Annotated in this window: 10 protein-coding genes and 3 pseudogenes; 1 reads left to right on the top strand and 12 read right to left on the bottom strand. The window is 46.3% G+C overall.

Features of this window, described 5'->3' with window-relative positions; all coding sequences use genetic code 11:
- The 6 genes and pseudogenes from MMY81_RS32275 to MMY81_RS32250 all read right to left on the bottom strand — a co-directional run.
- The coding region (locus MMY81_RS32275; protein ID WP_252316034.1) for a SurA N-terminal domain-containing protein at positions 1 to 184 on the bottom strand (184 nt) is incomplete at its 3' end.
- Positions 181 to 366, bottom strand: a complete 186-nt coding sequence (locus tag MMY81_RS32270; protein ID WP_252316033.1) for a hypothetical protein — start codon at positions 364 to 366, stop codon at positions 181 to 183. The genes MMY81_RS32275 and MMY81_RS32270, both read right to left, overlap by 4 nt.
- Positions 367 to 512: 146 nt before the next feature.
- Positions 513 to 1908, bottom strand: a pseudogene (locus MMY81_RS32265) (sensor histidine kinase).
- Positions 1898 to 2602 (bottom strand): annotated as a pseudogene (locus MMY81_RS32260) (winged helix-turn-helix domain-containing protein). The pseudogenes MMY81_RS32265 and MMY81_RS32260 overlap by 11 nt, the downstream one beginning before the upstream one ends.
- A gap of 131 nt (positions 2603 to 2733) precedes the next feature.
- Positions 2734 to 3553: pseudogene (locus MMY81_RS32255) on the bottom strand (1,4-dihydroxy-6-naphtoate synthase).
- On the bottom strand, positions 3550 to 4224 hold the full coding sequence (locus MMY81_RS32250; RefSeq protein ID WP_245960959.1) for a futalosine hydrolase: 675 nt from the start codon (positions 4222 to 4224) through the stop codon (positions 3550 to 3552). The pseudogene MMY81_RS32255 and the gene MMY81_RS32250 overlap by 4 nt, the downstream one beginning before the upstream one ends.
- A 268-nt stretch (positions 4225 to 4492) precedes the next feature.
- Here MMY81_RS32250 and MMY81_RS32245 point away from each other — a divergent pair, with 268 nt between their 5' ends.
- On the top strand, positions 4493 to 4777 hold the full coding sequence (locus MMY81_RS32245; protein ID WP_252316032.1) for a hypothetical protein: 285 nt from the start codon (positions 4493 to 4495) through the stop codon (positions 4775 to 4777).
- A gap of 36 nt (positions 4778 to 4813) precedes the next feature.
- On the opposite strand, the gene MMY81_RS32240 is transcribed toward MMY81_RS32245, so the two are convergent.
- The 6 genes from MMY81_RS32240 to MMY81_RS32215 all read right to left on the bottom strand — a co-directional run.
- Positions 4814 to 6145 carry an SNIPE associated domain-containing protein gene (locus tag MMY81_RS32240; RefSeq protein ID WP_252316031.1) on the bottom strand — a complete coding sequence of 444 codons (1332 nt, stop codon included), beginning with the start codon at positions 6143 to 6145 and terminating at the stop codon, positions 4814 to 4816.
- A 131-nt stretch (positions 6146 to 6276) separates the two neighbouring features.
- The gene (locus tag MMY81_RS32235) at positions 6277 to 6696 is read right to left on the bottom strand and encodes a VOC family protein (protein WP_120192942.1); all 420 of its coding nucleotides are present in this window, start codon (positions 6694 to 6696) and stop codon (positions 6277 to 6279) included.
- 103 nt (positions 6697 to 6799) lie between these two features.
- The gene (locus MMY81_RS32230) at positions 6800 to 7162 is read right to left on the bottom strand and encodes a Na+/H+ antiporter subunit G (RefSeq protein ID WP_252316030.1); all 363 of its coding nucleotides are present in this window, start codon (positions 7160 to 7162) and stop codon (positions 6800 to 6802) included.
- A complete protein-coding gene (locus MMY81_RS32225; protein ID WP_120192944.1) occupies positions 7140 to 7424 on the bottom strand; it encodes a Na(+)/H(+) antiporter subunit F1 in 285 nt (94 codons plus the stop codon). Before MMY81_RS32225 ends, MMY81_RS32230 begins: the two co-directional genes overlap by 23 nt.
- Positions 7424 to 7906 carry a Na+/H+ antiporter subunit E gene (locus MMY81_RS32220; RefSeq protein WP_120192945.1) on the bottom strand — a complete coding sequence of 161 codons (483 nt, stop codon included), beginning with the start codon at positions 7904 to 7906 and terminating at the stop codon, positions 7424 to 7426. The genes MMY81_RS32225 and MMY81_RS32220 overlap by 1 nt, the downstream gene beginning before the upstream one ends.
- A 27-nt stretch (positions 7907 to 7933) precedes the next feature.
- Positions 7934 to 9115 (bottom strand): proton-conducting transporter transmembrane domain-containing protein (locus MMY81_RS32215; RefSeq protein WP_252316029.1); only part of this gene is annotated, 1182 nt, incomplete at its 5' end.

The raw sequence follows: 9115 nt of genomic DNA, 5'->3' as shown, positions 1-9115 counted from the left end.
GTGTTGTTTCTCTCTGTTCTTCCAGATCCTCCATCGTCAGACCGCTCTGTGATATGGCCGACTCAAGGCCCTCTGCTTCCTCGTATGATTCTTCCAGTGTGGCTTTTTCTTCATCAATCTCTTCCTGTGTGACTTTTACTTCAGCCTTTTCCGCCTCGGCATTAACCACTTCTTCTGTAATCATCGTATCCAGTCCGCTTCTCCGGAAGTCGCGGCCATTTCTTCGTACAGTTCATCCTTCGTAATCGTTTCCTCTCCTACTTCGGCTACCGCATCGCTGCGGCTGAAGCCTGTAATTAAAAGCCCTATTACTGCAGCAGCAATTATCGCGCCAATAAAAATATCTCTTTTTTCCTTTTTTAACATACCCAACGCCTCTTTCTCTCTGTCTTTTCTACCTTCTTTTACAGCATAACCGGGAGTTATGAATAAAACTATGAACAGAGTATGAAGGAACAAAGAAACTTTTCATAAAAAAACAGCAGGAGATTTCTCCCCTGCCGGCTGCGGATTTATTTAGGAAAGCGCACGATAAAAATCGTTCCTTTTCCTTTTCACTCTTCACTTCAATCGTTCCTTCATGGAGTTCAACGAGGCGCTTCACAATAGAAAGTCCAAGTCCGAACTCCCCAAACGTCAGGTTGGCTCTGGAAATATCCGCTTTATAAAAACGGCGCCAGATTGTTTTTATTTTTTCCGGATCAATGCCTTCTCCTGTATCTTCCACTTCCAGTATTGTTTCCTCCTCTTCCTCCCGGGCTCTAAGCCATACGGTTCCTTTTTCTGTGAACTGAATGCTGTTTTTAGTTATATTCATTAAGATCTGGGTAAGTCTGTCGTAATCGGCGGATGCCGTAACGTGAGGTGCTGCTTCAATAATAATCCGATTTTGTTTTTCTTCCGCCTGGGGAATTAAATGCTCTTTAATGATTTCGAACACTTCTTCTATCTGTACCTGTTCCTTAGAAGCACCAGCTGATTTGAGCGGATCTTTTCATAATCGAGATTTTCATTAACCAGCCGGATCAGCCGCTTGGTTTCTTCATTAATCAAGCGCAGCCCTTTTTCCTTCTGCTCTTCCTCAATCATTCCGCTTTCAAGACCGCCGATCACCCCTTTTATGTCGTAAGCGGCGTTCTCATTTCGTGGGAAACGTCGGCAATAAATTGGCGGCGCCGGTTCTCCAGGCTTTCTATTTCCGCATTGGACCGCTTTAAATCCGCGGCCATTTCCTGAAAATCACTGGCAAGCTCTCCAATTTCGTCAAAGTCAGAAGACGGCACATCCACGTCGTAGTTTCCTTCGGCAATGGAGGAAGTGGCGTTTCGCAGACGCTGAATCCGGTTTACGTGAAATCTGGACAAAAATAGCTGCTGAAAAGCAGTGCACCTGCGAGCGCAATCAGCGCGGTATAAAGTAAATACTGATTGATCTGTCCGATGATTTCAGCCGAGCTGCTGATAGGCGAGACGAGCAGAACGCCGCCGGAGAAATCTCCATTTTCAAAAAAAGGCAGTACGACCAGTGACACCGTCTGGTCAAAGCGTCCGGCATCGCGGGTTTCCTCCACGAGTTCCCCGTTTTGAATCCGGGTCCATTCTTCATCCGTCAACTGCGGATTAGGAAAGCTGCCGGCTTCGGGATAAAGCACTCTGCCTTCGTTATCGAATACGCTGAAATTAATATTCTGCACCCGCAGTACTTCACTGTACGGAGCCAGCGATGTTGTGCTGACGCCGCTGTCCAGGTCATTTAAAATATCTTCACCATAAGCGGTTAATTCATCTACTTTATCCTGATAAACAAATTCTTCGACAAAATTAACAAACAGCAGCCCAGAATCAAAAGCGCCAGAATCGATACCCCAAGGTGGCTGGCCAGCAGCTGATACATATACCTAATCTTCATGAGACAGAGCTTCCGTTTCTTCAAATTTATAACCTACGCCCCAGACGGTGTGGAAAATGGTGTTTTCTTCGCTCTCTATTTTTTTGCGAAGTCTTTTGATGTGCACATCCACCGTACGCTCATCCCCGTAGAACTGATAGCCCCACCCTGTTCGAGCAGTTGTTCTCTCGTAAATACCTGTCTTGGATTTTTTATTAAAAAATGCAGCAGATCAAACTCTTTCGGTGTCAAATGAAGCACCGGTGTGTCTTTATAGAATACTTCTCTCGTCCGGTCATTTATTTTAAAATAGCGTGATGTAGTAAGGTGGGTATCTTTCGTTTCTTCTGCTCCGGCCCCGTCCTTCTCGTGACCGCCCGTATCCGGGCCATCAAAGCAAGCGGACTGAACGGTTTTGTAACATAATCATCGGCCCCATTTCAAAACCGATGACCTGCTCGGATTCACTGTCTTTGGCCGTAAGCATAATAATTGGTACCGTGCTTTTTTCCTCCCTGATCTTCCGGCAGAGCGTTACACCGTCCATACCTGGAAGCATCCAATCCAGTATAAGCAGGTCCCATGCCTCTTTTTTATACAGCTCGTATCCTTTCAGCCCATCTTCCGCAAAAGTTCCTGTGATTCCTTCTTTGGAAAAAAACATATCCAGCATGGAACGAACGCTTGCATTGTCTTCTACGACTAAAATCTTCATTTGAAGCACCATCCATTATCTGTATTTGTAAAGTATAAGCATAATACCACAAGCACGTCCGGAAAAATAAGCCGGAACGAAAAAAAGACAGCCGGTTTCAGCGGCTGTCCCTGCATTCTCGCAGTTATTTTCTAATTTGATAAATCAAATGAAGGCACAATATTCTCTTCTGCCGCTCGGCTTAAAAGAGATTCTACAGCAGCAAAATCCATCTTCGCCGAGGTCGCGTGTAAATTCATTCACGTATAAATCAATATGCGATTCTGCAACATCTACAGACATTTCCTGCGCATGCTCCATTACATAATCCTTTGATGACTCCGGATGCTCCCACGCGTAATCAACCGAGGCCCGGACCCACTCCGTTTTTTTTCTGCATCAAGCGAGCGTTTCGCTATAATAGCACCGAGCGGATAGGAAGGCCGGTGTCTTTTTCCCACCAGTCTCCCAGATCTTCCATCATGTTCAGATTATAATTCTGATAAGTAAACCGCGCTTCGTGAATAACCAGTCCTGCATCTACCCGGCCTTCCTGTACAGCCGGCATAATATCGTCAAACGGCATTACCTTGATTACAGGCAGGCTCTCCGCCGATCATCTGTTTTGCCCAGAAACGAAAAAGCATATACGCCGTGGAGCGTTCACTTGGCACCGCTACTGTTTTCCGGCCAGATCACCTGGATTTTTTTCTCCAGCTGTCAGAATCAGCGGACCGCAGCCGCGTCGAGTGCGCCTCCACAGGGAATAAGTGCATAGTCATCTATTACATAGGGAAGAGCCGCAAATGAAATCTTCATTACTTCCGGGCCTTCTCCTTTTGCTGCCAGTGTATTTGTAATATCAATATCTGCGTACTGAACCTCCAGCTCAGGAGCTCCTTCAATTAAGCCATGCGCCAGAGCATGAAAAACAAATGTATCATTTGGGCATGGGGAATAAGCTATATTCATTCAATAAGCACCTCCGATAATATGAAACTTGCTGCTTCGAGTGTTTCAAGCGCCTCAGTGATGCGCCAGGCCGAACGGTCACGCGGGCCTACCGTATTTGAAATAGCACGGATTTCCATTGAATCTACGCCAAACATTTCCGCAGCTGTAGCGGCGCCAAATCCTTCCATTGCTTCCGCTGCCGCTCCGGGGACCTGTCTGGCCAGTTTTTCCGCTGTTTGGGCTGTACCGGTTACGGTAGACAGCGTAAGCACCGGTCCTATGTTAATAACAAGGTCAGATGACCGGAGCGCCCGTTTAACGATATCTATTTTTCCTTCGTCAACGATCACACGATCCGGTCCCATTCCTATTTCCTCAATCGTCTGAAAGCCCGTTTCTGTCTCCGCTCCCAGATCGGCTGCAATAATTTCGTTGGCGATAACGAGAGATCCCACTTCCGCCTGCCCCTCAAATCCGCCGCCAATGCCTGCGCTTACTACCAGGTCGTAACGGGTGCGGGCCAAAGCGGAAGCAGTGGCTGCAGCGGCTGCGGCTGATCCTACTCCCGAGGTCACCACATCAAAGCTGCTCGAGGCATTAAGCCCTCTGAGAACAGCATCTTTTTCCGCTGCAACAGACGTGACGACAAGGATATGGTAATCTCTATCTTGATTTATAGGGAAATTCATCATTCTATCTCCTTTTCCATTCACACCATTCGTACGGTTGTATTTAGTGTAATGCATAGGAGAACAGATTGGCTAGTAGTACAGTCAGAATTAATTGGAAATACCCCGGCGTGTGTTTTCTTTAAAGCTGACATGATGTCCCGGCTGATCGTTTTGTTGTTCGGGCTGCATTTGAGCTGTTCTTTCACAAATGGTTACTATCAGGCCTTAAAAATGTGATACGATGAAAAAAACCTTTTTTATCAATGAACACGAAGGAGGGTAACGAATGAAAGCATCCTCAACTGTTACATTTGTCCGCCGAAAAGAACGCTACGCGGTTCTGCGGGGATTTCAGCTGCTGATTGATGAAAAGGAAACTGGACGTATTAAACGGAACCAAAGGCTGTCATTTACTGTAGAGCCTGGTGTACACCATCTTCAGGTGAAAAAAGAAGCCGGCGGCTCAGACGTATTCACCTGTGATCTGGCCCCCGGCGAAGAAGCTACCTTTCTTGTACTTGGAAATAAAGAAGAACCGCCCTCTCTGCAGCGATTGCATGAACCTATTTGAAAATAATAAGCAGGAACGGCCTGAAGCCGTTCCTGCTTATTTTGCTTTTTCCTTCAATAAAATATCTTTTTCGCCGGTTGCTTCCAGCATTTCATAGCAGATGTTCAACTCAGCTATTTTAGCATCCAGATACTCCATCGAAAGCTCCATACCAAAAGGCAGGGCGAGCATATTAATCTGGTCAAACGCTTTATGAATACGATTGGTAGCTGTCTCAAACTGGCCTTTCACCAAAGTCGTAATCGTCAGCTCGCACTCTTCATTAAAAGCGCGGAGCATCATTTTTTTCATATTGATATGAGAAGCCGGGATTTCGTCCTCTTCTTCAGCGCCTGCAAAAGCACCTTCATGAACCATAACAGCACGGTCTTCCACAATCATATCGCGCTGCTGCTGTTTCCAGCTGTGGTAAAGAGTCCGGTATTCATCCGCTTCTTTAAAATCAAATGCCCGTTCAAACGCATGAACATCCTGAAGATCCACTTCTTCTTTAAGTTTCCGGTATCCCTGGGCGATGCTTGCTGTTTCGGCAAGCTCCATTACTTTCATTCCCAGCTGTTCATGTTCTTCTTCCAAATGACGCTTGGATATCTGCAGCGATTCCATCTGGTCTCCAAACGAATTCTGCTGATCCCAGAGCTTTGTCATTTCCTGGTTCTTGGACTCAATGGTTCTGTCCAGCGCCGCTGCTTCGCCGGCGCGCTGCGCCATGTCACGTTCATATAGCTTTTTCTTGTCGGCGAATTCATTTTCCATCTGGAAAACCTTCTCCTGAAAACGTTTATTCAGCTCTTCGTTCATCTGCTGATAGTGATAGGTAATCGTTAACCGCTTATTTTTCTGGACATTTGCTAAAATGATGGCAGCCACTCCGCTCAGAAAAAGAGTAGGAACGGCGAGAATACCTAAAACAGTGATAAACCATGTGGAATACCACCATTTATCATTATAGGTAAACGGCACATACGCAAACGGCACCTGCTGCGAAAACTTTTCTTCCGCGGGATCTTCTTCCTCCATCTGTATCTGCTGAAGCTGGTTGGAAAGCTCTGCCGCTATATCGCCGGCTTTCGCATATTTAATGTCTCGAAGCGTAATGCTGTAGGCCCCGGCTTCAAATCCAACCTTCCGTTCTTCGAGCAGTTTTATATTTTTTATTTCTTTATAATCAAACGTAATAAACTCTTCCGGCTTGTATTTTTTATTTAAAAATACGGCCCGTTCATTTGTTATGATAAATGCGCCGGAAAACTCCTGAGGCCCTGAAAGCTCTGAGCGGCACCATCCGTAACAACTGGCAACGAGACGTTCGTTTTCCCGTTTAATATCTTCTGTAAAATTCGTCAGAAGCGTATCGTAGCTTCCCATATGATCCCTCTTTTCAAAAAATACGTAACTATTTTCTAGCTTATCACAGTAGCCGGGCAACCGAAAGCCGGTTTCTTTTCCCTGCAGAACACAAAAAAGGCGCTGCCGGATCCGGCAGCACCATTACCGCTTCACCCTTCCGGATCAGCCGCGCTTTCATCCATATACATAACCTCCCACAGGTGGCCGTCCAGATCTTCAAAGCTTGATCCGTACATAAACCCCTGCTCTGCCGGCTCCTGCGGAGAAGTCCCGCCGGCACCGACGGCTTTGCTGATAATTTCATCAACCTTCTCCCGGCTGTCCACCTGCAGAGCCGTTATCGCTTCTATGCTCCGGGACGTATCGGTAATCTCCTTTTTTGTAAACGTCTGAAAAAACGGCTCTGTTAAAAGCATCGCAAAAATTGTTTCACTAATGATCATGCACGTCGCGTTTTCATCGGTAAACTGAGGATTAAATTCAAATCCAACCGCTGAGAAAAAGTCAATCGACTTCTGTAGATCTTTTACCGGAAGATTAACAAAAATACGTTCTGCCTGCATACTCATTTCTGCTCCCGCCTCTGCTTTTTATTTGTTATGTTATGTATTCTACGCCGGCAGGCCGATCCCTTTGCCTATTTAAAAACGCAGTCTGCCGAGCGCTGCAAATCTACTCTTCTTTTTTTACAGAAAGTACTTCTTTGAGCTCATCACGTACGCTTCGGTCAGACATAGGGACACCCGAGCGGTAAGCGGCACGGCACATGAGATGTCCCGCTACCGGAGCCGTTAAAAACACGAATAAAATACCCAAAATCAGACGGACGCTGAAAAAATTCTCTATACCGGCGAAAAAAATGAAAGTACCGAGCAGGGTACAAAGCACGCCTAATGTAGCACTTTTCGTGCCGGCATGGGATCTGGTATATATATCAGGAAGCCGGAGAATACCAATGGCACTGAGCAGGGCAAGCGTGGTTCCAATAAGCAGAAGAAGCGCTACAATGGTTTCAATCACCGCGTCTGGACTCAATGATAATCCCCCTCTCAATGTACTTGGAAAAAGCGACGGTGCCGATAAAGGCAATGATTCCCATCAACAGAATAATTTCCAGATAGGCGCTCGTCCGAAACGTAACAGAAAGCACAGCAACCATGGCAATTAGATTAATACCAATGGCATCAAGCGCTATGACCCGGTCCGGCATAGAGGGGCCGATAATAATCCGGTACAGCCCGACGAGAATAGAAACAGATAAAAAGACTAGACTGACAGCCATCGCAATCGCAAACATCAGCGTGTCACCTCCATAATAGCTTGTTCGAACGAATTTTTTGTAGCAATTACTTTATTCTGCGATTCCGGTATGTCCATCGCATGGATGTACAGCACATTTCCCTCAGCAGATACTTCCATGACCACCGAACCCGGCGTCAGCATCAGCAGCATCGCGAGAAAGGTAATTTCCCAGTCCGTGGAAAGTTCTGTTTCCAGTTTAAAAATACCGGGCGTAATGTTCAGGCGCGGCCGCAGAATCTGCCGGATCACAAGGATGCTTGAGGAGACGAGCTCTCTAATGAAAATAAACAGCAGCTTGGTTATGCTCCAGAGCTTCCACAAATAGAATTCCTTTGGAAAAAAACGGCGGAAAGAGAAAATAAGTACCAGCCCGATTACATAACCTGTCATTAATGTTGTTACATAAATACCTTCTTCGTCCTGAAAAGATGCCCACAGAACAGCGATTAAAATATTAAGCAGTATTTGCGCCGGCATGTTCTATCCTCTCCTTTGCCGTCTTGATTAAGCAGGCCCGAGTACCGCTTCGATGTAAACAGCGGGATTCATTAAATCAGAGGCGGCCTCCGCTACATATGGATTCACCCATTCCACTCCAATTCCCAAAAACAGGCTCACGCATATAAGCAGGGTACATGGCAGCAGAAGGCCCTGCGTTGAGGTTTTCTCATCCTCCTTGCTTAACTGATTTTCTCCCCAGAATCCATTCATGAAAATTTTCATTGTCGAATACAGCACGGCCAGGCTGGAAAGCAGCCCGATCGCTCCGAGCACATAAAACTGGGTTTCCAGCGTCCCCTGCAGTACGAGCAGCTTGCCAAAAAATCCGCTCAGCGGCGGCACCCCCACCAGGGCAAAGGAAGCGATAAAAAACATCCAGCCTAAATATGGATGGTTCCGGATCATGCCGCTCATTTCCTTTAATTGATAGGTACCGACAAGACCGACCATCGCTCCTCCGAGCAGAAAGAGGAGGGTTTTTACCACCATATCATGAATCAAGTAATAAATAGCCCCGGTAAGAGCCGCTTCCTGAAACACAGCGATTCCGATCACGATAAAACCAATAGCTATTACGATATTATAAGCCAGCACTTTTTGAATATTGCCATAAGCAACCGCTCCGATGCTTCCCAGAATCATCGTCAGTCCGGCCATCCAGGCGATAACGCTGTGGGTGATCCCGGGTTCGTGATAAAAAATCAGGGTAAACATACGAAAAATCGCGTACACTCCCACCTTCGTCAGCAGGCCGGCAAAAAGCGCGGAAACGGCAGTTGGTGGTGCACTGTAGGACTCCGGCAGCCAATAGAAAAACAACAGCGCTGACTTCACCGCAAAAATAACTAAAAACAGCAGCGCAATGGCCGTAAGCAGATCAGGCTGTCCGGCTTCTGCTACACGAACCGAAAGATGAGCCATATTAAGCGTTCCCGTTACCGCGTACAAGTAGGCAACCGCCACAATAAACAGCATCGAAGACACGATATTAATCAATACATACATAATGCCTGCCCGAAGCTGTTTTTTTAAACCGCCCAAAGATAACAGTACATAAGAAGCGAGAAGCATTACCTCGAAGAATACAAATAGATTAAAAATATCCCCTGTTAAAAAGGAGCCGTTGACGCCGGTAATTAAAAATTGAATAAAAGCATAATAGTAAAACCGTTCTCTTTCCCATTC

The sequence above is a fragment of the Sinobaca sp. H24 genome (assembly GCF_023845525.1).
Note: the sequence above shows the minus strand (reverse complement) of the source record. Positions and strands in the feature narration are given on the sequence as shown.

Bases quoted from the DNA above. Each gene is read 5' to 3' on its own strand.
- MMY81_RS32270 (WP_252316033.1), bottom strand. From the start codon at position 366: ATGTTAAAAAAGGAAAAAAGAGATATTTTTATTGGCGCGATAATTGCT.
- MMY81_RS32250 (WP_245960959.1), bottom strand. From the start codon at position 4,224: ATGAATTTCCCTATAAATCAAGATAGAGATTACCATATCCTTGTCGTC.
- MMY81_RS32245 (WP_252316032.1), top strand. From the start codon at position 4,493: ATGAAAGCATCCTCAACTGTTACATTTGTCCGCCGAAAAGAACGCTAC.
- MMY81_RS32240 (WP_252316031.1), bottom strand. From the start codon at position 6,145: ATGGGAAGCTACGATACGCTTCTGACGAATTTTACAGAAGATATTAAA.
- MMY81_RS32235 (WP_120192942.1), bottom strand. From the start codon at position 6,696: ATGAGTATGCAGGCAGAACGTATTTTTGTTAATCTTCCGGTAAAAGAT.
- MMY81_RS32225 (WP_120192944.1), bottom strand. From the start codon at position 7,424: ATGTTTGCGATTGCGATGGCTGTCAGTCTAGTCTTTTTATCTGTTTCT.
- MMY81_RS32220 (WP_120192945.1), bottom strand. From the start codon at position 7,906: ATGCCGGCGCAAATACTGCTTAATATTTTAATCGCTGTTCTGTGGGCA.